Source organism: Marinobacter antarcticus (genome assembly GCF_900142385.1).
Classification (GTDB): Bacteria; Pseudomonadota; Gammaproteobacteria; order Pseudomonadales; family Oleiphilaceae; genus Marinobacter; species Marinobacter antarcticus.
Map to the genome: position 1 here is coordinate 95,205 of NZ_FRAQ01000003.1, position 26,853 is coordinate 122,057.

The following is a 26,853-nucleotide window of genomic DNA, read 5'->3' on the forward strand; positions in this document are numbered from 1 at the left end:
ACCAAAGGAAGCGGCGCGTATATTATGTACGGAGGGTCGAAGTGTCAAGAGCTGGCCGGTAAATCTGATCGCGGAACGGCTTTCGTATGGGTGCGGGTTTCTTTTAAGTTCTTTTGAAACAGCGCATTGAAGAGTTTTCCGGGATTGAAAAAGCTATCTGTATTTCTCTGAGCTTCGCCGGGGAGCAAAGTCCTGATTTCAAGAAGCCGGTTGATAATAGGCGTAGCTGAACCCATATCAGTAATATAGTCATCAACCGCAGAGGTTGAACATGAGCGAGTTGACCAAACAACATTTCGAAGCGTGCAGTAAAAATGCCCCAACAGTAACGGACATAGAGAAGCAAACTCTGCACAAGGACATACCGGACTGGAACTTCGTGGAGACCGACGGCGAAGAGCAGTTGCAGAAAATTTTCAAGCTCAAGAACTTTGCCCAGGCCCAGGCATTCACCAATAAAGTGGGCGATCTGGCCGAGGCAGAAGACCACCATCCAGCCATCCTGCTGGAATACGGCAAAGTAACCGTAAACTGGTGGACTCACGCGATCGGCGGTCTGCACAAGAACGATTTCATCATGGCGGCAAGGACCGATGCCGCTTACAACGACATGGAATAACTCAAGCAGCGGCGGAAACTGACTTCCGCCACCTACCTGCCTGAAACGGGACTTATCATGGTTGAAGATCGCATCGACAGCCCACTGACTCTGAAGCTGGGGCGTGAAGAATTGTTCGTTCGCCGCCGCTACGAGACGATCAGTATCATCAATGACTTCTTCATTGCCATCTGGTTTCTGTCGGGCAGCATCCTGTTCCTGTACCCCGAAGATGAAAAAACGGCCATCTGGATGTTCATCATTGGCAGTTTCCAGTTCCTGGTTCGCCCTACCATCCGGCTGATCAGCCATATCCACGTGAAGCGGATAGCGACGAGCAACTGGGAAAACTAGAAGCCGTCATCGACAGGGCTGCGGACACCGAATCCGCCTTTGCGAAGAACACGGCTGCATCCCAAAATCCACACCTTTCACCCGAAGCCTCAAGGCTTCGTTGATACGCAGGCCTGAGCCATACATCAAGCGCGCCACCGCAATGGCTCCGGCCGGCAGGTCTCATTCACCGTTGAGAACAAACGCGCACCAAATTACACCGACTGGATGAAGCACCGGGTGAACAGCCAGCGAGGCAAAGAAATATACAGTCATCGCATGTCGGTGGTGGAGCCGGTGTTCGGCAATATCGGCAGTAATAAACGTCTGAGTCGCTTCAGCCTGCGGAGCAAAAAGAAGGTGCAGGGTCAGTGGCAGTTGTATTACTTGGTGCACAACATTGAGAAGCTGGCGAATTACGGACAGTTAGCGGCATAACTACTAGACTTCGATGAAGCACGAAACAGTCCTCAGAGGGCTAGATGGGCAGCGTTTGGGGCTAAATGTAGCTAATGCTCCGGTGTTGCCGAGAAAATAACGAACTTGTGCCAGTTGATCGCAAGTGATGTAAAAACAACAAAGCGGCTGTGGATCAGGCTCTGTGAAGGGTTTTTCTACAGGCTCGTTATGAGCTATTAAAGAGGTTCACATGAACAGGGTCGTTATTGTTACTGGCGGCAGTCGAGGAATTGGAGCTGCAACGTCAAAGTTACTCGCGTCTAAAGGATATTTGGCTTGTGTGAATTATCGCTCCGACTCAAATAGTGCCATATCATTGGTTAATGAAATCATAGCGTTAGGCGGTCAAGCATTTCCGTTTCAAGCGGATGTATCTAAAGAACGTGAAGTGGTGGCTCTCTTTGACGAAACAGAACGTCAATTTGGTCAGGTGACACATTTAGTCAATAATGCAGGGTGTCTCTTTAAACAATCGAGTTTTATCGACATTGATGTTGAGCGATTTAATCAAGTGATGCAGTCTAACGTGACCAGTTGTTTTCTTTGCTCGCGTGAGTTCCTAAGGCGTAATCAAACCTATGGCTCTATTGTCAATGTATCATCGGCAGCTTCAAGAACAGGCTCTCCATTTGAATACATTGACTACGCAGCTTCAAAAGGTGCGATGGATACGTTAACCAAAGGTTTGTCGCTTGAAGTTGCAGAAAAGGGCATTCGTGTTAATTCTGTGCGTCCGGGTTTTATCCATACAGAGATGCATGCTGACGGTGGTGAGCCAAATAGAGTCGAGCGTTTAGCTCCACAAATTCCTCTTCAACGTGGCGGGACACCAGAGGAAGTGGCGAATACAATTACTTGGTTGTTATCGGACGATGCATCTTATGTTACAGGTTCATTCATCGACGTAGCCGGTGGAAAATAGCTCATAGCAAACGCTTCAAGAGGGACAGCCAACGCGTGGCATTTTTAGTTCAAATGAGCATTTTTGGTTACGGCTGTTATGTTTGAGTTCAGTGGTTTGCGTTGTCTGCTCCTTAAGCGGGCGTTGGGCGTCTATCGCTTAAAATGGATGCTGCGACAGACAGACCACCAAACTTAAAGCATCCATAAAAAAAGGGAAAACAAACATGCGTATAGCCAAAGAAGACATAGACGTTAAAATGGAGATTCCAGGCGCCGTGATACGTCAGCGAACGGAGTTCGGTGACGCCACTGGATTAGGTAAGATCAGTGGCGAGTATTTCAGCCTCTCGGCAGGCGTTGATACCACACCTTTGTTCCAGGGACTAGATGGCGATTTGTGCCAGTGCCCACACTGGGGTTTCGTCCTGTGCGGGCAACTCACGACGACGGACGCGAACGGCACACAGGAAACAGTCAACGCGAATGATCTCTTTTACTGGCCACCCGGGCACAATGTAAAGGTCAACGCAGACGCAGAGATCGTAATGTTCAGCCCTCAGCAACAGCACAGTCATGTCATTAATCACATGATTGAGAAGGTAAAAGGCTGACCCAGTCACAGTTTAGCCCAACAAATCGGCTGCAGCCGACGTCGAGATCGTAGACTCTGCCGGCTCGGTCCTCGACTTCGGAATGGAGATTCGCGACTGGGCACGGGTGGAGCCGCCCCTGTGCGCAACCTACTGCGATGGTTTGTCATATCGAGCCCGAAAGCACCGCGACCTTCTGCTACAGGTGATGACTGAGGAGGGGTTCGTCAACTACGCTCACGAGTGGTGGCACTTCTCTTACGGGGACCGGTTCTGGGCGTATTCGATCGGACGCAGGTGTCCATCTACGGCTGTCCCCCGGATAACAATGGGATCCAGCAGACTCGCTTCGCTCGTAGCTGATCCCAGACACGTTAGATGGGGAATATTTCAGAGACTTTAGTATGATTGAAACTGCGAGCTTAGCCCTAGCGACTTTCTTTGCAACAATTGGCCCAATCGACGTTGCGGCTGTATTTGCTGCATTGACAGCGACTGAATCGGTTCAGCGTAAGCGATCGATGGCTATCCGCGCTACACTCATCGCTACCGTAATCCTGATCACAACCGCACTAATCGGTGAAGTTCTCTTGGCTAGTATTGGTATATCGCTCCCTGCATTTCGGACCGCTGGAGGGATCTTATTGTTGCTAATTGGCATTGATATGGTGTTCGCGCGCTCTTCCGGCGGATCCTCAACGATAGAGGAAGAAGAGCGTGAAGCTATATCGAAACAGGATATTTCTATTTTTCCGATAGCTACACCGCTCATCGCAGGTCCCGGAGCTATGGGTGCTGCTATTCTATTAATGGCTAGTGCAGAAGGTGACTTAACACGGCAAGCAATTGTTATTGCATCGCTCCTTGCCATTTTGCTCCTCACCGGAATTGCATTGCTGCTTGCAAGCAAACTGCATAAACTTCTTGGTGTCACTGGCATGCATGTTATAAGTCGAATTATGGGCGTTTTGTTGTCTGCTTTGGCTGTTCAATTCATTTTTGATGGTATTAAACAAAGTGGGATAATTGGAAATTGACCGCATCCTTGAATCATCTAACGAGGGCATTCAACTGACTCTCTAAAGCTCGCAGATGATGCCAGCGTTAAGTTTCCGAGTTACCCACGAACAAAAGACACCGTCTATAGTTAAGGCTCCAGTTTTTTCGACAGCCTTGTTAGAAAACAGATAATGAAGGACGCCATGAAGAAATATAAGCCATTACTCATCTTCTTTTTAATCCTTTGGAGCTCTGCCACATTTGCTGGTGAAGCAGATGTGGTTGAAGTAAACGTTAACGAAAACAGCAAGAGCTCATACAGCTTTACCGTGGCAGTATTGCACGCAGATACTGGATGGAAACACTATGCCGATAAATGGGAAGTTGTTGATGAAGAGGGGAATATTTTGGGAACTAGAATCCTTCATCACCCCCATGTTGATGAACAACCGTTCACCAGAAGTCTTTCAGGAGTTGAAATTCCTGAGCATATTAAAACTGTCACGATACGTGCTCACGACTCTGTTCATGAATATGGTGGCAAGACTATAAGTGTTGAGTTGCGTTAACGTATTATAATAAAAAGCAATTTTCGACCAATCACTGCGGTGGGAACAGCTCAGAATTGGGTTTTTCTACAGCCTCGTTAATTAACTAATTTCCCACAGAGTTTCATATGAAAGAGCTCCTTGAAAAATATCATTTTATTCTCGCCGAGGCTGCCATCGTCGAAAGGCTCCGGCGTAACAAAAAGATAGAGTTGGACGGGAGTTTAGTTCACGCCCCTTTGGTCCATAGTGAAGAGGGTCGAGCCGCACTGCGGAGCCTGTATCAGGAGTATTTAGGCATCGCCGAGGCCAATAACCGGCCTATATTGCTATGTACGCCTACCTGGAGGGCAAACAAGGAGAGAGTGCAAGCCTCAAGTCAGCAACAGGACATTAACGTTGAGGCCGCAAAGTTCCTGAAAGAACTGGCTGCCGAAGAATCCGGGAAAGTACCCGTCAAAATCGGAGGTCTGATTGGCTGTAAAAACGATTGCTATTTGCCTGAGGAAGGATTGTCACTGAATGAGGCGAGCGAGTTCCATCAATGGCAGGTCGACCAGCTGGCAAGAGGAGGCGTTGATTTTCTAATTGCAGTCACGTTGCCCTCTGTAGAGGAGGCAGCGGGAATTGCTCTGGCAATGGAAGCAACAGGCTTGCCTTACATAATAAGTTTCGTGATCAGTTCCGATGGTAAGGTCCTGGATGGAACGGAGATTCAGAAGGCAATTGAATATGTGGATGCAAAGACCACGAATAAACCGCTTGGCTATTTTATTAACTGTTCCTATCCGTCATTTTTGAATCCGGCGGCCCTGTCTGAAAAAGTACTTGAACGGCTAATTGGCATACAGGCAAACGCGTCCTCTCTTAGCCATGCTGAGCTGGAAGGTTCTGAGGACCTGAAATCTGAATCCGTTTCAGAATGGGGTAGCCTTATGGTCCGATTGAACAGGGATTTCGGATTAAAAATACTTGGTGGTTGTTGTGGTACCGATGGCAAACATCTCGAGTATTTAGCAAAAAATATTATCTAGTGCATACAAGGAATTCGATGGCATGGCGTTGATATTCTGACTTTTTCATTAACGGGGTGGTCAACGGCTACTGCATCAACACGAAAGCTTTTCCATCTGCCCGGTGTCGAGATCGTAATACCTGATTTTTACTGTATTGAAGTTCAGGTCGACAAACAGATGGCAGTAATAGTCCCCATGGCGCCAGGCCATGGCCACACTGGAATTGTTGGAGTAATTCAGTTCAAAGTGGCCATCAAAGGCAGGGTAGTTGGTACGAAACTTCATCAGGCTCAGTAAGCGTTGCACGACGGGCTTCTGAATCTCCTGTTCCACTTCGTCCAGACTGTAGTAGTGACGATTAATATCCCGCAGCTCGCCGCTTTGCTCCATCAGTTCGTGGTCATTGCACCCGGCCAACAGCCCAACGTAATAGACCTGTGGAATGCCGGGGGTGAAGAACTGGATCGCCCGGGCCGCAATGTAGGCGTCATCGTTTTGCATGAGCGCGTCATAGAAGGTGCAGGTGAGCTGGTAGATTGCGCCAACGCTGTGGATATTGGCCGCTGAGCGCCGCATGATCGGGTCTGCACTGCGGGCATCAATGTTATCGATAAGCACTCTGATTTTTTCATCCGGCAACACACCTTCGACATCCGGAATACAGATTCCGTCGTGGGTGTCCAACACGGTGACCATGTTGCGTGGGCACATTCGCAGCCAGTTCTTCAGGTACACGCTGTTTGCGTCCAGCAGCGAGTAAAGCAGCAGCGGCGGCAAAGCAAAGCCATAGGGGTGCATGTTGCGTCGGCCGATCGCGTACTGATAGCTGGTGTGATCATGGACTTCCGGAAGGCATTCTGCGCCGTGTTTCAGGGCCACCTGGTTGACCCAGTCGAGTATCTGATAGACCTCGGGCTCCACCAGGAAGCAGCTGGTTCCGATACGTTTGGTGGTGTAGCCAAAGGCATCGAGCCTCAGCAGGTTGACGCCTTTTGAGGTGAGAAAGCCGATATAACTTTCCATCAGGCGGTAAGCCTGGTTGGACTCATAATTGAGATCAATCTGCTGCTCGGTGAAGGTGCACCAGACCCGGGTTTTTGTGCCATCCGCAAGCGTCACTTCCCGGAAGGGTTCTTTCTCCTTGCGAATGTGAATCCTGGCCATGTCGTCAGGGGAGATGTCGCCGAATTTGTCGACATGAACAAACAGGTCGGCATACTCCGAGTCAAAGCCATTGGCGATAAAGTCCTTAAACTCGGGAGACTCATCGGAGATATGGTTCACAGTCAGGTCGACGCATAGGTCGTACTTTTCCGTGAAGGCTTCAATGTCGTCCCAGGTACCAAAATCCGGGTCCACTTCCTTGTGAGTCAAGGGCGAAAACCCGCCATCGGCATTGGAGGGGAAAAACGGCAGGATATGCAGCCCACCAATGACCTCTGACAGGTGTTTGTCGACGACTTTGTAGAGGTCTTTCAGATCATTGCCAATTCGGTCTGGGTAGCAAATCAGCTGCACGGCATTTTTTAACAGCATGTGTCTGGCTCCTGGATTGGTTGAACGTCAGATCAAGCCGCGCAATGACCTATTGGCAAAATCTTGTTTAACTTTGTCGCGCGTCGCCGTTCGACCTCATTGATAAACTCCCGACCCCAGTACTCGATGTCATAACGGCAAACCACTTCGAAGGCTTCGCTCAGTCGGTTCCGGGCATCGCTACGGCTGATCGCCAATGCGTAGTAGCAGGTATCGGCCAGGTCCTGCGGGTGATGCGGATTCGCCAGAATGGCTCCGCGCAGTTCGGCCGCAGCGCCGGCAAATTCAGACAGCACCAGCACGCCACTGCCTTGAGTTAACCCCTGGGTTGCGATGTATTCTTTTGCGACCAGGTTCAGGCCATCCCGCAGCGGCGTAATCCACATAACATCGGCCATGGTGTAATAGGCCACCAGTTCTTCAAAGGGCAGGGCGCGGAAGAAGAACTGCACCGGGGTCCATCCGACCTGTGCAAACTGCCCGTTAATGCGCCCCACCGTCTGCTCGATCTGCGACAGCAATTCCTCGTAAATGGTCATTCCTGCTGCCGCCGGCACACAGACCAACATCAGGGTGACTTTGGTTTTCAGTTCGGGATGCTCGTTCAGCATGCGCTCGTAAGCATGTAGCTTTTCGATAATGCCTTTGGTGAAATCGAGACGTTCCACTGAGAGGATCAGCCGAACATCCTTGAATTCTTCACGCAGTGTTTCCATTTGCGCGACGACACTCTGATCAGACAGGGCGTTACGAACGCGATTCAGGTCAAGCCCGACGGGGTGTGCGCCCAGTCCGATCTTGCGGTCATTCACCTTGATTTCGGTGCTCATTTCATCAAGACCCACCGCGCACCCGTAGGTTAGAAAGCGTGGTGCACAGCCCATTTTCTGGGTGACTTCCAGCGGGGTGACGCCTCTTGCCACATCGACAAAGTTCTCGGCCTGCTTGGGGATGTGGAAGCCAATGTAGTCACATTGCAACAGGCTGCCGATGATTTCGCGGCGCCAGGGCAGCACGTTGAATACGTCAGCTGACGGGAAGTAAGTGTGATGGAAAAAGGCGATGGTGAGGTCCGGGCGCATTTCGCGTAAATAGGCCGGCACCATCCACAGATTGTAATCGTGAATCCAGACCACAGCGTTTTCCGCCGCTTCCTCGGCGGTGCGCTCGGCAAACATTTTGTTGACCTTGAGGTACACCTGCCAGTGGTCATCCCGAAAGGTGGCCCGTTCCCAGAACGTATGCAAGGTTGGCCAGAAGGCTTCTTTCGAGAATCGTTTATAGAAGATATCAACGTCTTCTTTGCTCAGTGCCACGCGTGCCGCGACCAGTTTTTCGTAGCGACGGGTATCCACTTCGGTGTGGGTCTGGAAGGGGCCGAGATCGGGATCATCAATCGACCAGGCGACCCAGGAACCCGCTTTGCCATCGGAAAAGAAGCTCAGCAGTGTCGGAATGATGCCGTTAGGGGATTTGGGCCGACGCCGAATCAATTCCCCATTCTCAACCACTTCTTCATAAGGCAGGCGATGGTAGACAATCACCAGGTCGGACTTGCCCCTGTTCATGTCGTCCGGAATTTCGGCTTCAATACCCAGATGGCCCAGATAACCGAAATGTTCGAAGGCCTCCAGAATGCCGCCACAGCCTGACGCTCCAGCATGAAGTACGCGCGCCTGATGCTCGGTTGCATCCAGTAGTCCGGCCTCGGATGCACCGACACAGACACCTTTGAATTCGTGTCTATACATCGACAAGTCATTCAGGGTGTCACCGGCAACCAGAACCGATTCCGGGTCAACCCCCAGATGTTCAACCAGGCGGGACAGGGTGCGCCCCTTGTTGACACCCTGTGGAAGTATGTCCAGGTACTTGCCCGCCGAAAACAGCACATCACAGGACAACGCGCTCACACGTGCCAGCATGTCTTCGCTGACCAGATCGCTGTCACAGAAGTAAGAGACGCGGCGCTCCTGAGGTACTTCCTGACGCTGTAGGCCTTCGAATGAGGACAGGGTGCTCTCCACAATTTGCTCACCTGGCCAGAGCTCGTCGATCTCGCCCTGCAGTGGCTGTATCGCCTGTTGCGAGGCGCCATGAACCACCGTGCAGCCGACATCGCAGATAATGTAGTCGGGATGCGGAATCGTCGGATCGGACAGCAGGGGTAGTACTGCTTCCAGCCCTCGACCGGTGACAAATACTAAATCGATTTCGGGGTGAGCAACGATGAGTCGATAGAGCTTGAGGCGATTTTCTGGATCACCAGCGAGAAAAGTACCGTCAAGGTCGGTGGCTAGTAGCATTTTATACACCTGTATAAGTCTTTACTTATGTCCAGGAGTTCAGCGAAACATTACGTAGAGATGGGAGCGGCTAGCATGGGCAAAGCTTTGCTGAACTAGTGGACCCTGCAAACTACGAATGCAGTTTCCATACCGGAATAGGACGGCAACACCGGTTCGCCGCTCATAAAATCCAAAAATACCTCGTAAAAACATGGTGATACAGAAAATCCAGTGCATGGCGTAGCTCTTGCAGGATTTGACAGCACACGCGTGATCACGAAGACGGTACATAAAGACAAGAACAATCCTCAAGTGCTTACAGGCCGCGGGTAGTACGCCCTAAAAGCAAAGCTAGGTCAGGAGGTTCCTATGTTGTCTCTTATGCGCCCCATTGGTGCGATTCTGGGCAGCGTCGCGCTATTACAGCTCGGTAGTGGTCTGCTCAACACGTTGCTGGCAGTGACCGCCAACGGCCAGAGTTTTTCAACAATCTGGATTGGCTTCATCATGTCCGGTTTCTTCGTCGGCTTTGCCTGCGGCATATTCGTCAGTGGTTGCCTGATCCGGCGTATGGGGCACATCCGCACCTTTGCTTTTTGCGCGGCACTTTGCGCCACCATCGCGCTTTTGCATGTAATTTGGGTGAACCCCTGGGTCTGGTTATTGCTGCGGTTTTTCTACGGCATTGCCTTTGTCACTCTGATGACAGTGACTGAAAGTTGGCTCAACACCCGTGCCGTCAGGGAAGAGCGCGGCCGCATCTTTGCGCTTTATATGGTCGTCAACCTCGGCGCTATCGCTCTGGCGCAGCAACTCCTGCGTTTAAACACCGGGGAAGTGTTCGTGCTGTTCTCTCTCTCAGCCATATTGATCTGCTGGGCGCTTCTGCCGATAACCATCACCAGCCGCAGTCAGCCCCTGATTCCGGATCGGGCGAAAAGCAGCCTGAAAAAGTTAATGAAGTTTGCGCCGCTTGCGGTCGCGACTTCGGCTCTCTCCGGTCTGGCCATGGGGGCCTTTTGGGGGATGGCGCCGCTATACGCCAGCAAGTTGGGCTTTGGCCTTTCAGAAGTAGGTTTGATGATGAGCCTTACCATTGTCGGGGGTGCGCTTTTGCAGATCCCGATCGGCCGTTTTTCCGACACCCATGATCGCCGCAAGGTTCTTATCTATGTCGCGGCTCTGGCTGCTGTGATGTGTTTGATAATGCCGCTGGTGCAAAGCCAGAGGATGTTGATGATTACGTTCTTTATCTGGGGCGGTCTGTCTTTTTCTCTCTATCCGCTGGGTGTGGCTCAGCTGCTTGATCAGTTGCATCCGGATGAAGTGGTCTCGGGGTCAACCGACATGCTGGTGTTGCATGGCGCCGGTGCCGCCCTGGCTCCCTTGTTTGTGGGAATTATCATGAATCTGGTGGGTATTCAGGGCATGCCGCTTTATATGGCGGGTATCCTCTTTTTACTGACAGCCTATGCGGCTTATCAGGTCAGACATGTGTCGGTTTTGACAGCAGGGGAGCATGCGCATTTCGAGCCCATGGTGCAGACGTCTCATGAGATTGTCGAAATGATAGAAAAAGAAGGGTGAGTCCCGGCCTGAGGCGCCTATCCGGTGTTTCGCGACCGCCAAAAGTGGGCAATGGCTGGCTTAACACTCACGCCATGAACCAGTATAGAGAGGGCAACCACGACCAGGGTCAGGTGTACCAACTCCAGTGCTATATTCTCTGGCAGCCCGTGCTGGATCGCGTACACCAGATAGTACAGCGAGCCAATGCCGCGCACCCCAAACCAGCTTGTCATATTGCGCAGGCGCATCGGCGCCTTGCTTCCCCACAAGCCCAGGTGAACGCTGATGGGGCGAGCAATGAAGAACAGGAAAGCCGCGAAACCAACGGCTCGCCAACTCCAGGAGTCCCAGAACAGCGACCCGCCGATTAGCAATACCAGCACAATTTCAGCGAGCTTTTCCAGGTGTTCGTTAAAGACCAGAGAGCTTTCATGGATGTGCACGATGGCATGAGATTCACTCGTTTCATGAACCTCCCCGGAGCTTGAATACGAGTAGTTTTGCTTAAGGCCAACCTGTTTCAATTCAGTATGGCGCAACGCCACTGCGGCACTGAATACGGCAAGAAAGCCCCAGGCGCCCACTAACAAACTGAGACCATAGGCAACGGCAATCAGCCCCAGGCCCACAAAGTTTTCCAGAAACTCCGAGCGTGTAAACGTCTTGCGGGTCGCCTGGACGACCCAAGCGACACCACAGCCAGCCATAATACCAATACCTATACCCGCGCCGCTGGCCCAGATCACATCCACTGCCAGCCAGCGCCAACCGTTATCGCCAAGATCGTGCAGCCCCAGCAAACCCAGGCCCAGCATCACGAAGGGGAAGGCGCTGCCGTCGTTCATACCCGCCTCGCTGGTTAAGGCAAAACGCAAGCGGTCGGGATCGGCGGCGTGACGAACCTGCACCTCGGTCGCCAGCACAGGATCCGTGGGCGCCACTATGGCACCGAGCAATACGGCTGCACCGAGCGGCAGGCTGAGCCAGTAGTAACCAAAGAGCGCCACCAGGCCGACAGTCAGCGTCATGGAGACAACAGCCAGCCGCAGAGGCGTGCGCCACCGCATGAAATTGACGGGTACCGGCATTTTTACGCCGGCGCAGTAAAGTGAAATAAGCACCGCGATTTCAGTCAGCAGCTCCAGCAATGCAGACTCTTCCAGCGGATTGAAATGGAACAGGCCGAAGCCCATGGGCCCGACAACGAACCCGATAACCAGATACACCATGGCCGACGTGGCCGGCACCGTTTTGATATAGGAAGCGGTGAAGCCCACCACCAGCAACAGCGAACCAAGCAATATAAACCAGGTGGCAGTGGTCATGAGTGACCCGGTGGTGGCGGATGGAATATAGAATTTTACCTGCCGTGAAGCAGGTATGGCGTTTAGAAGCTTAGCACGTCAATGAATGTTGAAGGCCTGGCCTTTAAGTCAATATCACCAGATGATTTGGCAGTTCATTCTTCTGATGAGTGTTTGGCACGTGAGCTTTCAGATGCATGCCGCAGGCTTCGATGCAGGTGAGAAAGCCCTGAAGCGTCTCGCCCTGCTTCACCTGCTTGGTGAAAGTCGCAATGATGGCTTCCCAGGCGTCATTGTCTACTTGGCTGGAAATGCCCTGGTCCACCAGAATCTCGACGTAACGCTCGGCTTCAGAAACGAAGATCAGCATGCCCGTGGCGCCTGCCGTGTGGTGCAGGTTCTGCTCCAGGAACTGGCGCCGGGCCAGGTTGGAAGCGCGCCAGTAGCGCACGGAGCGAGGGATCAGTCGCCTGTTGATGCCGGGTATCCGGAACACCAGGCTGAGTACGATAAACACACCCCACTGGCCGAGCAATAACGTGTCTGCGGTCAGCCAGCCGGTAAAGTAATTGATGATGCCGGGCACCAAAAGCGTAATGAGCCCGGCCCAGAGCAGAGGGATATAGGCGTAATTATCAGCCTGGGCCGTCAGCACGGTCACCATTTCAGCGTCTGTTTCCCGCTCGACGGCATTGATGGCGGCCGCGACCTGTTCCTGTTCCTGCTTATTCAATAATGTCATGGGGTATCGCTTTTTGATGGATTGAAGGCTGTTCTGGCGGTGAATGCCGTGTTGTTACCAGCCACCGGAGGCACCTCCGCCGCCGAAGCCGCCGCCCCCGCCGCCAAAGCCGCCACCACCGAATCCGCCGCCACGGCCGCCCATGCTGGCGCCCAGCAACGCGCCACCTAGTAGTGCTGCGCCACCGCGCCTACCTCGACCCCGGCCACCACCGATGAAGTAAATCACTGCCATGATGATGAAAAACAGCACTGAGACCAGGGAGAGCTCCGGTTTTTCCCGGCCACCACTGACGGTTCGGCTCGGTACGGCCAATGGTTCGCCCCCCAGGACGTTCACCATGGCAGCGGCGCCGTTGAGAACACCCTGCTCAAACTGACCCTGCTTGAACGCGGGCGTCATAATCTGGTTGATAATAGTGGCTGAAGCCGCATCGGTGAGACGACCCTCCAGACCATAGCCCACTTCTATTCGAATCTTGCGTTCTTGCTGGGCAACGATGAGCAGGGCACCATTATCCTCGCCTTTCTGGCCGATGCCCCAATGCCGTCCCAACTGATAGCCGAAGTCTTCTATGGCGTAGCCCTGCAGATCAGGCAATGTGACCACGACCACCTGTTCCGTGGTTCCCTGTTCGTGGGCCTGAAGCATCTGGGTGATCTGGGATTCGGTGGTTGGGCTCAGCATCTCGGCCTTGTCCACCACGCGACCACTCAGTTCCGGGAATTCCGGGGTGGATTGCGCCAAGGCGGCTGATATCGGTACTACGATCAGGGCAAGGAGGGTCGCAACGGAGTAGCGCGAAGGAAATTGCATTAAAACTCCACCTTGGGCGCTTCATCGGCGTTTTCAGCGGTGGCTTCAAAGTTTTCCCGCCGCTCCAGATCGCTGTATAGAATGCTGTGCCAGATTTTGCCAGGGAAAGTGCGGATTTCGGTGTTGTAGCGTTCCACCGACTGAATAAAATCGCGGCGAGCCACGGCTATCCGGTTTTCTGTCCCTTCAAGCTGCGATTGCAGCGTGAGAAAGTTCTGGTTGGACTTCAGGTCCGGATAACGTTCGGAGACAGCCATCAAACGACTCAATGCACTGCTTAGCTCACCCTGCGCTTGTTGAAATTGCTTGAGCTTCTGCGGGTTGTTGAGAATGCTTTCATCAACTTGAATGGACGTTGCCTTGGAGCGCGCCTCGATAACGGCCGTCAGGGTCTCTTTTTCCTGGGTAGCAAAGCCTTTGACGGTTTCCACGAGGTTGGGCACCAGATCGGCCCGGCGCTGATACTGATTTTCAACCTGCGACCAGGCGGCCTTGACCTTTTCGTCGTAGGTGGGAATGTTGTTAATACCGCAGCCGGTCAGCAGAAACGCCAGCATGAGCAGCGCCGTCAGTTGCCGCACCGAGCGCAGGGGTGCATAGATTGGCAGTGTTTGCGGCAGTGTTTGCATAGTGTCGGGATTCCCTGAAGATGGACGAGGCACTTGAGCTAAGGGCCAAGAATGCGTGAGAGGGTCTCACACTCAGCCACTTCAAAACAGTCATACGGCTTCTGTGGTATTAACGCTTATATTGGTTCTGGCCAGTGCAATGTGAAGTAAGCTCTTAGCAAGCCTCTCTGCGAATCTCTTCACACACCTGATCCTGGGTTTTGTGCTCGCCGCGAACAACCAGATCGGCGTAGCGGGTGTATAGTACTCGCCGCTCGGCAAATAGTTCTTCCAGTGTTTGGTCTGGGCGTTTGGAAATGCCTCTCAGGCTGAAGTCACCAATGCGCTGGCGCATCGTCGCCAGAGAAATATCCAAAAACACGATCACACTGTTGCGCTTGAGATGCTGCATCGCACGCTCGCTGTAAACTGCGCTCCCTCCGGTCGCAATAACGTGGCCAGTCACATCCAGGTTGCACAGCACTTGTTCCTCAACACTGCGCAACGCCTCGTAGCCGTTATTATCAACAATGCTTTGCAAGCTTTCGCCCGCGTGTGATTGAATCAACAAATCCGTATCTACGAAAGCCAACGCGGCGGCCTTGGCCAGCACAACGCCTACGGTACTCTTGCCTGAGCCCGGCATACCAATCAATACAACATTATTCAGCGGCGATGGCATAGTATGTACGTTACCTGCTCAGTAGTAATAATTGGTGTATTTTGGGGTTAGGCCGCATGGTTATACCCCCAAAAAAAGAGGATGTTCTTATGCTATTAGAAAAATCTAAAAAGAGAATATCTAAGAAAGTGAAGATGGGATTTCAGGGCTATCCAACACTTGGCATTACCTACTCTGGGCCAAATAATGGCTTGGCGACGGAGGTTCTCCTTGAATTCGTCTCGGAAGAAGGAGCAGAGCCACAAACCGAAAAACTCACCACTGCTGAATATGATATACGAGAGGATGAAACTGTCCAATCTGCAATAGTAAAAACGATAGAGAGGTCGGGTGCACGATCGATTACTTTAATACAACCGGAGTGATCCTGTTGACCAACGATGGGGCATGGGTCCCTGCGCATCAGGGTGAAACCGACGAAAGAGACCGGAAAGATCAATTACGTCGAGCTGACATCCTGAGACCTTGAGGCAACAAAGAGCTTCTCCTCCCCTCCTTTCGGTGAAGGGAGGGGAGGGTGTCAATTAAACGTTAAAGCGGAAGTGAATGACGTCGCCGTCTTTAATGATGTATTCCTTGCCTTCAAGACGCCATTTGCCGGCATCTTTGGCGCCCGCTTCGCCGCGGTACTGTATAAAGTCGTCATAGGCGATAACCTCGGCGCGGATGAAGCCGCGTTCGAAGTCGGTGTGGATGACAGCGGCACCCTGAGGAGCCGTAGCACCAATTTTGACCGTCCAGGCTCTTACTTCTTTAACACCGGCAGTAAAGTAGGTTTGCAGGCCTAAAAGGCTGTAGCCAGCGCGGATAACCCGGTCGAGGCCCGGTTCTTCCATGCCCATTTCGTCCAGGAACATGCTTTTCTCGTCGTCTTCCAGTTCCGAGATTTCCGCTTCAATCTTGTTGCAGATAGGCACCACAACGGCCTTTTCGTCTGCCGCGATCTCGCGCACCGTGTCCAGGTAGTGGTTGTTCTCAAAGCCATCTTCCGCCACGTTGGCAATGAACATTGTAGGCTTGATGGTGAGCAGGCACAGTTCACGGATCAGCAGTAGCTCGTCCTTGTCCAGCCCCATGCTGCGAACGGGTTTGCCTTCGTTCAGTACGGGCAAAAGGCGCTCAAAAATTTCCAGCTGAGCCTTGGCCTCTTTGTCGCCACCTTTGGCAACACGCTGCACCCGCTTGATGGCTTTCTCAACGGTATCCATATCGGCCAGAGCGAGCTCTGTGTTAATGATCTCAATGTCCGCAGCGGGATCTATCTTGTTGGCTACGTGAATCACGTTGCTGTCGTCAAAGCAGCGAACAACATGGGCAATGGCTTCGGTCTGGCGGATATTGGCAAGGAACTGGTTGCCCAGGCCTTCACCTTTGGATGCGCCGGCAACAAGGCCTGCAATATCCACAAATTCCATAGTGGTGGGAACGACTCTCTCCGGTTTTACGATCTCCGCGAGTTTGGTAAGGCGAGGGTCGGGCATGGCGACCACACCTGCGTTAGGCTCAATGGTGCAGAACGGGAAATTTTCCGCGCCAATGCCTGCTTTGGTGAGTGCGTTGAACAGGGTAGATTTGCCGACGTTAGGTAGGCCGACGATGCCGCAGTTAAAACCCATGGAGTGCCTCTGCTGGTACTGGAAAATTTGGCCGGATTATACCGGTGTCCGGCAGTGGGTGCGAGTAAGGGATATCAGGGGTGACTGAATAGCCGGGAGTATAGCCCTGCAGATTCAGGCGCTGGCAGGCTTGAAGCTGTGCAAACGGTTCATCGCGGCAGCGAAATTGCCGGAAGCAGCGTCGGGCAGCACTCGCATGATTTCGCCGAACACCGCGTTCAGATCTTCGGTTTCCCGTTTGCCAAGGCGGCCCAGCACGTAGCCGGTGACCTTGCGGCTGTCGCCGGGGTGACCGATGCCGATACGGAGTCTCTGGAATTCGTTGGTGCCAAGATGGGCGATGGTGTCTCTCAGGCCATTATGCCCACCGTGTCCTCCGCCTCTTTTAAGCTTGGCGGTTCCAGGGGGTAGGTCGAGCTCATCGTGAGCGATCAGTATCTGGCCGGGGAGAATTTTGAAAAAGTCAGCGAGGGCCTTTACAGATAAGCCGCTGCGGTTCATGAAGGTAGCGGGGTTCAGTAGGTGAAGTTCAAGACCTTGCCACTGAATGCGGGCGTAGTGCCCATTATACTTCTTTTCGGGGCGGAGCGACTGGCCCGCATCGCGAGCCAGTGCTTCGACGAAAAGGGCGCCGGCATTATGGCGGGTATTCTCGTAGTCGGGACCGGGGTTACCCAGCCCAACCACCATGACAATATCCTGTGCCATCTGCCAACGCCTCCGGAGTGATTACTCCTTGCTTTCGCCTTCTTCGCCTTCGGCTTCGTCTTCAGCGTCGTCAGCTTTGATGCCTTTCGGCTTGCTGACAGACACAACAGCCTGATCGTGCTCTGCACCGTGTTGCAGGGCAGGAATACGAACGCCTTTCGGAAGTTTCAGGTCGCTCATGTGAACGATCTGATCCATCTCTACGTCGATCATATCGATTTCGATGAACTCAGGCAGGTTCTGCGGCAGACAGGCTACCTCAACCTCAGTTTTCAGGCGGAATGCAACGCCACCCATAGTCTTGATTGCCGGAGCTGAGTCTTCGTTCAGCAGGTGCAGCGGAACGTGAACAAAGATTTCCTGATCTTTTTCAACGCGCTGGAAATCGGCGTGAGTCAGCAACAGCTTGTACGGATGACGCTGAAGGTCCTTCATGATTACGCTTTCTTTCTTACCATTCACTTCGATGGTCAGAATGTGCGAGAAGAACGCTTCGTTTTCCAGAGCTTTTTTCAGCTCGTTGTGCCAGATGGAAATCGGAGTAGCTTCTTTGCCGGCACCGTAAATGATGGCCGGGATTTTACGTTCTTCGCGACGCAGGCGGCGGCTCGCACCTCTCCCCTTGTCGTCACGAGGAAATGCTTCAATAACAAAGTCCTGAGACATGGTCTGTACCTCAATCGTCACCTGAACTGCCCGCGACCAGGCGTTGGGACAGGTGATGTTTCCGAAAAGCCGGGTTTTCCGGCTGACTAAAAGAGTCGGGAGCCTGTTTAGGCTCCCGACTCGGTAACTTTTTGCGATCGCTTATAACTTCCTGTTTTTCTGAGTGTTATGACTGCTTGCCTACTCAGACATTCTCAAACAGGGCGCTGATGGACTCTTCGTTGCTGACGCGGCGAATGGATTCCGCGAGCAGTCCGGCCATACTGAGGGGGCGGATTCTATCACAATTCTTGGCTTTGTCACTCAGCGGAATGGTGTCGCACACAACGAGCTCATCCAGATCCGAGGCCTCGATGTTTTCGATAGCCGGGCCGGAGAGAACGGGGTGGGTGATGTAAGCCACTACCCGGGATGCGCCACGCTCTTTGAGGGCGTTCGCCGCTTTGCACAAGGTACCTGCGGTATCCACGATATCGTCGACCAGGATGCAGGTCTTGTTCTGCACGTCACCAATAATATGCATTACCTGCGAAACGTTGGCCTTCGGGCGACGCTTGTCGATGATGGCCAGGTCGGCATCATCCAGTCTCTTGGCAACGGCGCGGGCGCGTACAACGCCGCCCACATCCGGTGACACCACGACAAAGTTCTCGAACCGCTGCTTTTCGATATCTTCAAGCAGAACGGGTGTGGCGTAGATGTTGTCTACCGGAACGTCGAAAAAGCCCTGAATCTGGTCTGCATGAAGATCTACGGTTAATACGCGGTCGACGCCAATGCTGGAAATCATGTCGGCAACGACTTTGGCGCTGATGGCAACCCGGCTGGAACGCACCCGGCGATCTTGGCGGGCGTAACCATAATACGGAATGACCGCCGTTATGCGTGATGCAGAAGCGCGGCGCAGAGCGTCGGCCATCACGATAAGTTCCATCAGGTTGTCGTTGGTGGGGTAGCAAGTGGGCTGAATGATGAATACATCGTGTCCACGTACATTTTCATTGATCTCGACGGTGGTTTCGCCATCGCTGAACCGGCCTACAGTGGCCTCTCCCATGGGGATGTGGAGTTTTTTGGCGATAGCATAGGCAAGCTCTGGATTGGCGTTGCCTGAGAAAATCATCAGTTTGGACACGATGGCACCCTTCTCGTTTTCGGCGTTTGAGTCAGAATCAGAAGAAGCGGGAGAAAGTTGGCTGGGGTGGCAGGATTCGAACCTGCGCATGACGGGATCAAAACCCGTTGCCTTACCACTTGGCGACACCCCAGTATCGTGCTTTTTTGGCATCATTCCAGCTCTGTCAGCTTTTGGTGAAGAGGTGATACGTTCACCCCTTGAGCTACGAACCCGGTGATGCCGGAGGGTTTGCTTTCCCAGATGATCCGGGCTGCGGATTCTGTAGGGAAACGTCCAAATATGCAAGCCCCGGTTCCGGTTAATCTTGCAGGTCCGAATTGTGTGAGCCATTCCATGCTCTGTTTGACGTCAGGATACAGTCTTCTGACTACATCTTCACAGTCGTTTCGGTACCTCGAGGCGTCTCCCTCAAAAGCGGGCGCTATTCTGATTCTCGGGGTGTTTCTTGTCAACCCTTGCGCTGAAAAAATCTTTCCTGTGTTGATGTCACAGGCAGGTTTCAGGACCACAAACCAGTCTTCCGGCGGGAAAGCGGGGGTCAGTTTTTCTCCTACGCCTTCTCCGAAAGCGGCATGACCACGCACAAAAACCGGCACGTCAGCGCCGAGTGCCAGCCCTGTTTCCGCCAGTTCATCAAGCCCTATCCCGAGTTTCCAGAGGTGGTTCAGGCCGAGCAAAGTTGTGGCTGCATTGGAACTTCCGCCGCCGAGCCCGCCACCCATTGGCAGACGCTTGGTGATGGCTATGGTTACGCCAGGCAGCTCGCAAGGTGCTTTTTTCGCAAGAGCGCGTGCGGCTCTGATAATCAGGTTGTCTTCATCCGCAACCCCGTTTACGGGCCTCTCAAGCCGGATGCCGGGCTGTTCCGGGGTCAAGCTCAAGGTTATGTCGTCGCCATAGTCGAGGAACTGAAACAGTGTCTGAAGCTCGTGGTGGCCATCCGGGCGCCTGCCAATAATGTGCAGGAAGAGGTTCAGTTTGGCGGGTGAGGGCAGTGTGATGGCAGTTGTCACGGGTTCAGGTCCTGCCAGCTGCTGACGACAACACGTACCCGCTTATCCTTTTTTAAGGCGGTAATCCGGGCGGGCAGGGCGGGTGTGTTGCCTTGCAGCTTATGCCAGCGTTCGTAACGGATTTCCCAGCCAGCCTGGCGAATCATGGCCAGTTCGCCCCGGGTTCCAAACAATAGCCGGAAATCGCCGCCAGGTGCCGGGAGGCCGCGTATCCACCATGTCAGGCTCTCCAGGGGGAGTTGCCAGCCGGTGGCTGCTTTCATCAGTGCATCCGGGTCTCCGGAGCGGTAGGTCTCGCCGTTCGAGAGCGTCAGTTCAATGAATCCCGGCACGCCTTTAAGCTTCGTGCTGCCCATTCCGAGGAATGATGACGACAAGGCGAGGTCGTAGGTTTCGCCTTCCTGTATCCAGTAATTGATGATGGCGGTGCCACTGTCCGAAGGCTGACGCACAGCCAGTTTTCCGGACAGTTGCCAGTGATCAAATTGCCTGAGTTTGGCGGAGCGGTCTTGCCAGTCGGCCGGCGGTTGATCGGTCATGCCCTCCGGCAGTGGCTCCAGCTGAATGGTAGTACAGGCGCTCAGCCCGGCAATCATGAATATGGCCGCCCAGGCGCGAATGAGCTGACCCATTACTGGTCACCGTTGCCGGTCAGCCGCTCAATGGTTTCCCGCAGTACATCGTGGTTTGCATCCTGCGCAAGCCCTTCTTTCCAGATGATCTGTGCCTGCTCTTCTGCACCGCTCATCCACAATGCTTCGCCGTAATGGGCAGCGACTTCCGGGTCGGGATAGGCAGCCCATGCGCGGGATAGGTAGTCCAGCGCGGGTTCGATCTGGCCTTCCTGAAGCAGAACCCAGCCCATGCTGTCGAGAATGGCAGGGTTTTCCGGATCCAATGCTATAGCCTGCTCGATGTAGCCGCGGGCTTCCTTCAAGCGGTCAGTGCGGGTTGTAAGTATGTATCCCAGAGCGTTAAGTGCGACCGCATTTTCGGGGTTATTTTCAACAATCCGCTTGAGATCTTCCTCGGCTTTGCCCGGTTGGTCCAGGGCGTCGAAAAGCATGGCTCGCGCATAGAGGATCTGGAGGTTTTCAGGGTATTCCTCAAGTGCGCTGGAGGCAGCTTCGAGGGCCTCTTGCTGAAGCCCTTGGTCGAGCAGCAAGTTTACCTCCAGCAGCCAGAAATTTTCTGCCCGATCAGGGTTGGTGCTTCGCAAAGAGCGAATATTGTCCAGCGCGTCATCCAGCTTGCCTTCTGCTGCCAGCAAGGCGCTTGCCCGGGCGAGGGAGGGGAGGTAATAGTTGCCCTGTTCCACGCTCTGGTAGTAACCGATGGCCTGCTCCGTATTGCCGGCCTCATCTTCAATCCGGCCAAGGTAATAGCTGGCTTCGCTAATGTGGTGGCCCTGCTCGGTGAGTTTTGTAAGCTCTTCCTTTGCGAGTTCGAGCTGCCCGTTTTCCAACGCAACAAGCGCGTGTGAAAGTCGCAGGCCAGGATTGTCCGGGTAGCGGCTCACCAAACGACTGAACTCATCCTGAGCGGCCTGTAATTCACCTTCGCTGATCAACATGCGCCCGTATAGCGTGCCCATCTGTCGATTTTCCGGGAAGCGCCGGGTATTTACCATCAGGTGATCAATGGCCTCGCCTTCTTTGCCAACCTGATACAGGAGGTCACCCTTAAGGATAATGGCGGGCTGAAAGTTGGGTTTTTTTGCAAGCAGTGGCTCCAGCCTGCTAAGTGCCGCCTCAGGATTCCCGGTGATTTTCAGCAGCAAGGAGGTGCTATATTCCAGCTCCGGTGTGTCCGGATGGCGGTTTGCCATCTTTTCATACAAGGCCAGCAACTCCTGTTGCTGTTCCGGAGGGAGGTTTCCTGCCATGGCTGCAAGGCTGTCGAAATCTGCGTCGCCGCCCTGATTCAGAATCTGCTCCATATACCCCAGGGCAGCTTCAAGTTCATTCCTTTTGACAGCCTGAATGGCTAAAACCCGAAGGGCCTGGAGGTTGCCAGGATCTACGTCGAGCCATAACTCTGCCAGTGTCTTCTGGGCGTTGTCGCCATTGAGGGACTGGGCAATGCGCATGGCCCGCTCGATGACATTTTTATCCCGGGATTGCTGCGCGGCTCTGAGGTAGTTAACCAGAGTGACGTCATACCGGCCACGTTGTGCAGCAATTTCTGCCGAGAGGAGCAGATAAAGAGTTTCCGGCTCAAAGTCTGCGTATTCAATGGCCGGCTCGCTGCTTTTCTGCCCGATACTTTCCTGTTTGTTCGTGCCGGTTGTATCGTCGACGGCAGATGTGCCACCCGAACCGGTTATACTGGCGCAACCTGCCAGTGAGAGGGTGAACAGGCAGATAACCAAAAGCGGTGCGGATTTGTGCATGCAACTTCCCGTAATTTGTCGACTACGCATCTTGAATAACCCGAATCCCCTCTTTTTTGAGCTGAGTCGGGCCCCGGCGGCTGCCGTTTCCCTATAATGGCATAAGCTCCTGTTCTTGCCCAACCTGTCCGCACTTCCCGAAGCACAGGCGGGTTTGGGTGACAGATGCAGGCTCGGGCGGCTAAAATGCCCGCGAAACGGCGCTCGTTTACATTGCACACCGGTAAAGGATTGTATAACCAAGAGATGGCATTGCTAACGCTGGGAATCAATCATCGCACGGCCCCTATTGAGTTACGGGAGCGGGTTGCGTTTACGCCTGAGCGCATGTCAGAGGCGTTTGCGGAGCTGCGGGCGGCGTCTGGCGCCAGTGAGGCAGCCATTCTTTCTACCTGCAACCGCACAGAGCTGTACCTTGCGGGCGACGATGACTGCGCGCCGCTGGTGTTGCGCTGGCTGGCAGGCTTTCACGATCTTGATGTCGCCGAGCTTGAAGAGGTGCTTTATATACACCGCGACGCGGACGCGGTGCGACACATGATGCGCGTCGCTGCCGGGCTGGACTCAATGGTTCTGGGTGAGCCGCAGATATTCGGCCAGTTAAAGGATGCCTATGCGCTGGCCCGGGAATACGGTGGGAGTGGGTCCTTTCTTTCTCGCTTGTTTGAGCAGACGTTCTCCGTAGCCAAGCGTGTCCGTACACAGACCGCCATCGGCGAAAACCCGGTTTCCGTAGCCTATGCTGCCGTGAGTATGGCTCATCGCATTTTTGCCGACATGTCCCACAACAAGGCGCTGCTGATCGGCGCAGGCAAGACCATCGAACTGGTTGCCCGCCACCTTGCAGATGCCGGCGTAAAGAATTTCATTGTTGCCAACCGAACGCTGGAGCGAGCTCAGGCGCTGGCAGAATCCAGAGGTGGCCAAGGTATTCTGCTTTCTGAAATTCCGGATTATCTGGCGGATGTCGATATTATTATTTCATCCACTGCCAGCCCGCTGCCTATCCTTGGGAAAGGCGCGGTCGAGCGCTCGCTGAAGAAGCGCAAACATCGGCCATTTTTCATGGTTGATATCGCCGTGCCCCGGGATATCGAACCGGAAGTGGCTTCCCTGGCGGATGTTTATCTTTATACCGTTGATGATCTACGCCAGGTAATCGAAGAAAATATCCGTACCCGTGAGGGTGCTGCTCGTGAAGCGGAAAATCTCATCGCGGCCGGCGTTCAGGAGTTCCTCAGCCAGCTTCGCGCACTGGATGCGGTTTCTACGTTGAAGCAGTTCCGGCAGCGTGCGGAAGTGTTACGGGACGTAGAAATAGAAAAAGCTCTGCGCGCCTTGCGCAATGGCGGTGATCCCGAGACAGCTTTGCGCGGCCTTGCGCGGGGCCTTACAAACAAACTCCTGCACGAACCGTCTATACAGGTTCGTAAGGCCACCACCGAAGGGCGCACCGAGGTGACCGAGTGGCTGAGAGAGCTTCACCAGCTTGATGTGTTGGACGTAGACGCGACGACCACCCCGGAAAAACTATGAAATCATCAATACAGTCCCGCCTCGAACAGCTCGTTGAGCGCTTCGAAGAGGTGAGTGCTTTGCTCAGCGATCCGGCCACCATTGCCCATCAGGACAAGTTCCGGGAATTGTCCCGGGAATATGCCGAGATTGAGCCTGTGGTGCAGTGCTTTCAGGCATGGAAACAGTCGCTGGACGATATCAGCGAGGCAAAAGAACTGGCCAAAGACGGCGATGCGGATATGCGCGAAATGGCCGCCGAAGAGCTTGAGATTGCTGAGCAGAAAACCGAAGACCTGGATGAAGAGCTGCAGCGGTTGATGCTGCCAAAAGATCCGAACGATGGCAAAAACGTGTTTCTGGAAATCCGTGCGGGAACCGGTGGCGATGAAGCTGCAATTTTTGCCGGGGATCTTTTTCGCATGTACAGCCGTTACGCTGAGCGTCGGCGCTGGCAGATGGAAGTGCTGAGCGAGAATGATGGCGAGCACGGTGGTTATAAGGAAGTTATTGCCCGGGTTGCGGGTGACGGTGTTTATGGCGCACTGAAATTCGAATCCGGCGCGCACCGGGTGCAGCGGGTTCCGGAAACCGAATCCCAGGGTCGTATTCATACTTCTGCCTGTACCGTTGCCGTCATGCCGGAGGCGGATGAGGCCGAGGCGATTGAGATCAACAAGGCGGACTTGCGCGTGGATACCTTCCGCTCCTCCGGCGCGGGTGGCCAGCACGTTAACAAAACCGATTCCGCCATCCGGATTACCCACCTGCCAACCGGTATTGTGGTGGAGTGTCAGGAAGAGCGCTCGCAGCATAAAAACCGTGCCAAGGCTATGAGCTTTCTGGCTTCACGATTGAATAATGCTGAAACTGAGCGGCAGCAGAAATCCATGGCAGAAACCCGCAAAAGCCTGGTGGGCAGCGGCGATCGCTCCGAACGTATCCGCACCTATAACTTCCCCCAGGGCCGGGTAACTGATCACCGTATCAACTTGACGCTTTACAAGCTTGATGACGTAATCACCGGTGATCTGGACTCCGTGGTCGTGCCTCTTCAGCAAGAGCATCAGGCGGAGCTTCTGGCCTCGCTTTCGGATGACCAGTAAACCCTTACTAACCTGTGAGGCGCTGTTGGACAAAGCGGTTCGCAGGATTACCAGTGATACGCCCCGGCTGGATGCGGAGTTACTTCTTGCCCACGTGAGTGGCCTGAGCCGTTCTGGCTTCCGTGCTTTTCCCGAACGCGAAATGGATGCCCGGCGGGCAGCGGAATTCGAAGACCTTGTGGTGCAGAGGGCGCAGGGAATGCCGGTTGCCTATCTGTTGGGCCATCAGGAGTTCTGGTCACTTCTGCTTAATGTGAGCAGCAGTACCCTGATTCCCCGGCCTGATACCGAGTGCCTGGTTGAACAAGCGCTGGAACTACCCCTGCCGGATAACGCCCGGGTTATTGACCTGGGTACTGGCACGGGCGCCATTGCCTTGGCACTGGCCAGCGAACGGCCTGGCTGGGTGATCAGTGCCTGTGACCTGATGGAAGAGGCTGTGGCTTTGGCACAGGCGAATGCCAGCCAGTTACAACTACCAGTGGAGGTTTTTCAGAGCCGTTGGTTTTCTGATTTGCTGGCTGCCAGTTTTGATCTGATTGTTTCCAATCCCCCCTATGTGGCTTCGGAAGATCATCATCTTGATGAAGGCGATGTGCGCTTCGAGCCCGCCTCTGCGTTGATATCCGGCCCTGATGGGCTTGATGATATCCGCCTGATTGTGGATGCAGCTCCTTCCTGGCTGAACAGCGAAGGCTGGCTTATCCTGGAGCATGGATTTGATCAGGCTGAGGCCGTTCAGGAGCTGTTCGCCGCCCGTGGGTTTGCTAAGGTGGAAAGCCGCAAAGATTATGGCGGGAACGATCGCATGACACTGGGGCAATGGCCCCGAAAAGGAGCCAGCCTTGCTCAGTGATGAAGAACTCCTGCGCTTCAGTCGCCAGATTCTGATGCCCCGTTTTGATATCGCGGGCCAGGAAGCTTTGAAATCCGCACGTGTCATGGTGGTTGGCGCGGGTGGCCTAGGCTGCCCGGTTGCGCTTTATTTGGGCGCAGCAGGTGTGGGCCATTTAACGCTGGTAGATGATGATGTTATCGAGTTGGCCAATCTGCAGCGCCAGATAGCGTTTGAAACTGCCCAGATTGGTGAATTCAAGGCAGAAACTCTGGCTGCTCGGGTGCGTAGAATTAATCCAGAGGTGTCTGTTTCTGTGGTTAACCGCCGCCTCGAACTGGACGACGTTGCACGCGAAGTGGCCGAAGCCAGCCTGGTTCTGGATTGCTCGGATAACTTCAGTACCCGGTTCGCCCTGAACCGCGCCTGTGTGACTGCAGGCGTTCCGTTGATCTCCGGTGCGGCTATTCGGGGCGAGGGCCAGCTTAGTGTTTACGATAGCCGGAATCCGGACTCTCCTTGTTATCACTGTTTATATCCGGAGCAGGGTAATGAAGACCTGACCTGTTCCGAGGCGGGGGTGATTGCTCCACTTGTTGGGATGATTGGCTCAGCTCAAGCCATGGAGGCCATTAAGGTGATTTCTGGTGTTGGCAGACCGCTCGTGGGGCGTTTGTTGATTCTCGATGCCTGGGAAATGCAGTGGCGCGAAATGAAGCTAAACAAAGACCCTGATTGTCCGGTTTGTGGGTCGAAATAGTATGGGACTGGCCGAAGCGGGCGTGGGAAAAGACTCTCCAAAACACGCTGTGAATACGTCCGTGTACGCTCGGCTCCGCCATCCATGGCTCCGCATGGTTTTGGAGAGTCTTT

General features: G+C 53.8%; 27 protein-coding genes, 1 tRNA gene and 2 pseudogenes. 15 read left to right on the top strand and 15 right to left on the bottom strand.

From position 1 onward, the window contains the following. Positions 1 to 271 precede the first annotated feature (271 nt). From BUA49_RS14485 to BUA49_RS14525, 9 genes and pseudogenes are all read left to right on the top strand, one after another. Positions 272 to 619: a 4a-hydroxytetrahydrobiopterin dehydratase gene (locus BUA49_RS14485; RefSeq protein WP_072798881.1), complete on the top strand. Its 348-nt coding sequence runs from the start codon at positions 272 to 274 to the stop codon at positions 617 to 619. Between the two features lie 57 nt (positions 620 to 676). Continuing rightward, the gene (locus tag BUA49_RS14490) at positions 677 to 952 is read left to right on the top strand and encodes a YrhK family protein (protein WP_072798882.1); all 276 of its coding nucleotides are present in this window, start codon (positions 677 to 679) and stop codon (positions 950 to 952) included. 129 nt (positions 953 to 1,081) lie between these two features. Continuing rightward, positions 1,082 to 1,369 (top strand): annotated as a pseudogene (locus tag BUA49_RS14495) (transposase); the annotation flags it as partial. Between the two features lie 211 nt (positions 1,370 to 1,580). After that, entirely contained in the window at positions 1,581 to 2,312 is a 732-nt protein-coding gene (locus BUA49_RS14500) for an SDR family oxidoreductase (RefSeq protein WP_072798885.1), read from the top strand. A gap of 205 nt (positions 2,313 to 2,517) precedes the next feature. Next, positions 2,518 to 2,904 (top strand): cupin domain-containing protein, encoded by a 387-nt coding sequence (locus tag BUA49_RS14505; protein WP_072798886.1) that lies wholly within the window; start codon positions 2,518 to 2,520, stop codon positions 2,902 to 2,904. Positions 2,905 to 2,941: 37 nt separating this feature from the next. After that, a pseudogene (locus tag BUA49_RS18295) lies at positions 2,942 to 3,286 on the top strand (M15 family metallopeptidase); the annotation flags it as partial. A 1-nt stretch (position 3,287) separates the two neighbouring features. Continuing rightward, a complete protein-coding gene (locus BUA49_RS14515; RefSeq protein ID WP_072798889.1) occupies positions 3,288 to 3,920 on the top strand; it encodes a MarC family protein in 633 nt (210 codons plus the stop codon). A 165-nt stretch (positions 3,921 to 4,085) separates the two neighbouring features. Beyond that, on the top strand, positions 4,086 to 4,451 hold the full coding sequence (locus BUA49_RS14520) for a hypothetical protein (RefSeq protein WP_072798891.1): 366 nt from the start codon (positions 4,086 to 4,088) through the stop codon (positions 4,449 to 4,451). A 107-nt stretch (positions 4,452 to 4,558) separates the two neighbouring features. After that, positions 4,559 to 5,464, top strand: a complete 906-nt coding sequence (locus BUA49_RS14525) for a homocysteine S-methyltransferase family protein (RefSeq protein WP_072798893.1) — start codon at positions 4,559 to 4,561, stop codon at positions 5,462 to 5,464. Between the two features lie 75 nt (positions 5,465 to 5,539). Here BUA49_RS14525 and gtfA read toward each other — a convergent pair whose 3' ends face one another. Together gtfA and ggpS are read right to left on the bottom strand one after the other, a co-directional pair. After that, a complete protein-coding gene (gene gtfA, locus BUA49_RS14530; RefSeq protein WP_072798895.1) occupies positions 5,540 to 6,982 on the bottom strand; it encodes a sucrose phosphorylase in 1,443 nt (480 codons plus the stop codon). A gap of 32 nt (positions 6,983 to 7,014) precedes the next feature. Beyond that, positions 7,015 to 9,288, bottom strand: coding sequence for a glucosylglycerol-phosphate synthase (gene ggpS, locus BUA49_RS14535; RefSeq protein WP_072798897.1), 2,274 nt, complete (start codon positions 9,286 to 9,288; stop codon positions 7,015 to 7,017). Between the two features lie 363 nt (positions 9,289 to 9,651). Between ggpS and BUA49_RS14540 the strand changes: the two genes are divergently transcribed. Next, a complete protein-coding gene (locus BUA49_RS14540; RefSeq protein ID WP_072799182.1) occupies positions 9,652 to 10,857 on the top strand; it encodes an MFS transporter in 1,206 nt (401 codons plus the stop codon). A 17-nt stretch (positions 10,858 to 10,874) separates the two neighbouring features. On the opposite strand, the gene BUA49_RS14545 is transcribed toward BUA49_RS14540, so the two are convergent. From BUA49_RS14545 to BUA49_RS14565, 5 genes are all read right to left on the bottom strand, one after another. After that, positions 10,875 to 12,164, bottom strand: a complete 1,290-nt coding sequence (locus BUA49_RS14545; RefSeq protein ID WP_072798899.1) for a cation:proton antiporter — start codon at positions 12,162 to 12,164, stop codon at positions 10,875 to 10,877. A 103-nt stretch (positions 12,165 to 12,267) separates the two neighbouring features. Continuing rightward, positions 12,268 to 12,885, bottom strand: coding sequence for a TPM domain-containing protein (locus BUA49_RS14550; RefSeq protein ID WP_072798901.1), 618 nt, complete (start codon positions 12,883 to 12,885; stop codon positions 12,268 to 12,270). Positions 12,886 to 12,939: 54 nt separating this feature from the next. Beyond that, on the bottom strand, positions 12,940 to 13,701 hold the full coding sequence (locus BUA49_RS14555) for a TPM domain-containing protein (RefSeq protein WP_072798903.1): 762 nt from the start codon (positions 13,699 to 13,701) through the stop codon (positions 12,940 to 12,942). Continuing rightward, positions 13,701 to 14,258, bottom strand: a complete 558-nt coding sequence (locus BUA49_RS14560) for a LemA family protein (RefSeq protein ID WP_175547600.1) — start codon at positions 14,256 to 14,258, stop codon at positions 13,701 to 13,703. The genes BUA49_RS14555 and BUA49_RS14560 overlap by 1 nt, the downstream gene beginning before the upstream one ends. Positions 14,259 to 14,484: 226 nt before the next feature. Then, positions 14,485 to 14,991, bottom strand: coding sequence for a shikimate kinase (locus tag BUA49_RS14565; protein WP_072798907.1), 507 nt, complete (start codon positions 14,989 to 14,991; stop codon positions 14,485 to 14,487). 89 nt (positions 14,992 to 15,080) lie between these two features. Between BUA49_RS14565 and BUA49_RS14570 the strand changes: the two genes are divergently transcribed. Next, positions 15,081 to 15,356, top strand: coding sequence for a hypothetical protein (locus BUA49_RS14570; protein WP_072798909.1), 276 nt, complete (start codon positions 15,081 to 15,083; stop codon positions 15,354 to 15,356). Between the two features lie 159 nt (positions 15,357 to 15,515). Here the strand turns inward: BUA49_RS14570 and ychF are convergent, their stop codons facing one another. From ychF to BUA49_RS14610, 8 genes are all read right to left on the bottom strand, one after another. Next, positions 15,516 to 16,607 (bottom strand): redox-regulated ATPase YchF, encoded by a 1,092-nt coding sequence (gene ychF, locus BUA49_RS14575; protein ID WP_072798911.1) that lies wholly within the window; start codon positions 16,605 to 16,607, stop codon positions 15,516 to 15,518. A gap of 114 nt (positions 16,608 to 16,721) precedes the next feature. Then, on the bottom strand, positions 16,722 to 17,315 hold the full coding sequence (pth, locus tag BUA49_RS14580) for an aminoacyl-tRNA hydrolase (RefSeq protein WP_072798912.1): 594 nt from the start codon (positions 17,313 to 17,315) through the stop codon (positions 16,722 to 16,724). A 21-nt stretch (positions 17,316 to 17,336) separates the two neighbouring features. After that, the gene (locus tag BUA49_RS14585; protein ID WP_072798914.1) at positions 17,337 to 17,981 is read right to left on the bottom strand and encodes a 50S ribosomal protein L25/general stress protein Ctc; all 645 of its coding nucleotides are present in this window, start codon (positions 17,979 to 17,981) and stop codon (positions 17,337 to 17,339) included. Positions 17,982 to 18,165: 184 nt separating this feature from the next. Then, on the bottom strand, positions 18,166 to 19,116 hold the full coding sequence (locus tag BUA49_RS14590; protein ID WP_072799184.1) for a ribose-phosphate diphosphokinase: 951 nt from the start codon (positions 19,114 to 19,116) through the stop codon (positions 18,166 to 18,168). 58 nt (positions 19,117 to 19,174) lie between these two features. Further along, a tRNA-Gln gene (locus BUA49_RS14595) sits at positions 19,175 to 19,249 on the bottom strand. A 19-nt stretch (positions 19,250 to 19,268) separates the two neighbouring features. Then, positions 19,269 to 20,132 (bottom strand): 4-(cytidine 5'-diphospho)-2-C-methyl-D-erythritol kinase, encoded by an 864-nt coding sequence (gene ispE / locus BUA49_RS14600; RefSeq protein ID WP_072798916.1) that lies wholly within the window; start codon positions 20,130 to 20,132, stop codon positions 19,269 to 19,271. Continuing rightward, entirely contained in the window at positions 20,129 to 20,764 is a 636-nt protein-coding gene (lolB, locus tag BUA49_RS14605; protein ID WP_072798917.1) for a lipoprotein insertase outer membrane protein LolB, read from the bottom strand. Before lolB ends, ispE begins: the two co-directional genes overlap by 4 nt. After that, on the bottom strand, positions 20,764 to 22,524 hold the full coding sequence (locus tag BUA49_RS14610) for a tetratricopeptide repeat protein (RefSeq protein ID WP_072798919.1): 1,761 nt from the start codon (positions 22,522 to 22,524) through the stop codon (positions 20,764 to 20,766). The genes lolB and BUA49_RS14610 overlap by 1 nt, the downstream gene beginning before the upstream one ends. A gap of 246 nt (positions 22,525 to 22,770) precedes the next feature. Here BUA49_RS14610 and hemA point away from each other — a divergent pair, with 246 nt between their 5' ends. Genes hemA through BUA49_RS14630 form a run of 4 tightly spaced genes read left to right on the top strand, consistent with a single transcriptional unit; the run spans position 22,771 to position 26,740 of the window. Continuing rightward, entirely contained in the window at positions 22,771 to 24,060 is a 1,290-nt protein-coding gene (gene hemA, locus BUA49_RS14615; protein ID WP_072798921.1) for a glutamyl-tRNA reductase, read from the top strand. Beyond that, positions 24,057 to 25,145: a peptide chain release factor 1 gene (gene prfA, locus BUA49_RS14620; protein ID WP_072798923.1), complete on the top strand. Its 1,089-nt coding sequence runs from the start codon at positions 24,057 to 24,059 to the stop codon at positions 25,143 to 25,145. Before hemA ends, prfA begins: the two co-directional genes overlap by 4 nt. Then, the gene (gene prmC, locus BUA49_RS14625) at positions 25,135 to 26,001 is read left to right on the top strand and encodes a peptide chain release factor N(5)-glutamine methyltransferase (protein ID WP_072798925.1); all 867 of its coding nucleotides are present in this window, start codon (positions 25,135 to 25,137) and stop codon (positions 25,999 to 26,001) included. The genes prfA and prmC overlap by 11 nt, the downstream gene beginning before the upstream one ends. Continuing rightward, a complete protein-coding gene (locus BUA49_RS14630) occupies positions 25,991 to 26,740 on the top strand; it encodes a HesA/MoeB/ThiF family protein (RefSeq protein ID WP_072798926.1) in 750 nt (249 codons plus the stop codon). Before prmC ends, BUA49_RS14630 begins: the two co-directional genes overlap by 11 nt. Positions 26,741 to 26,853 lie beyond the last annotated feature (113 nt).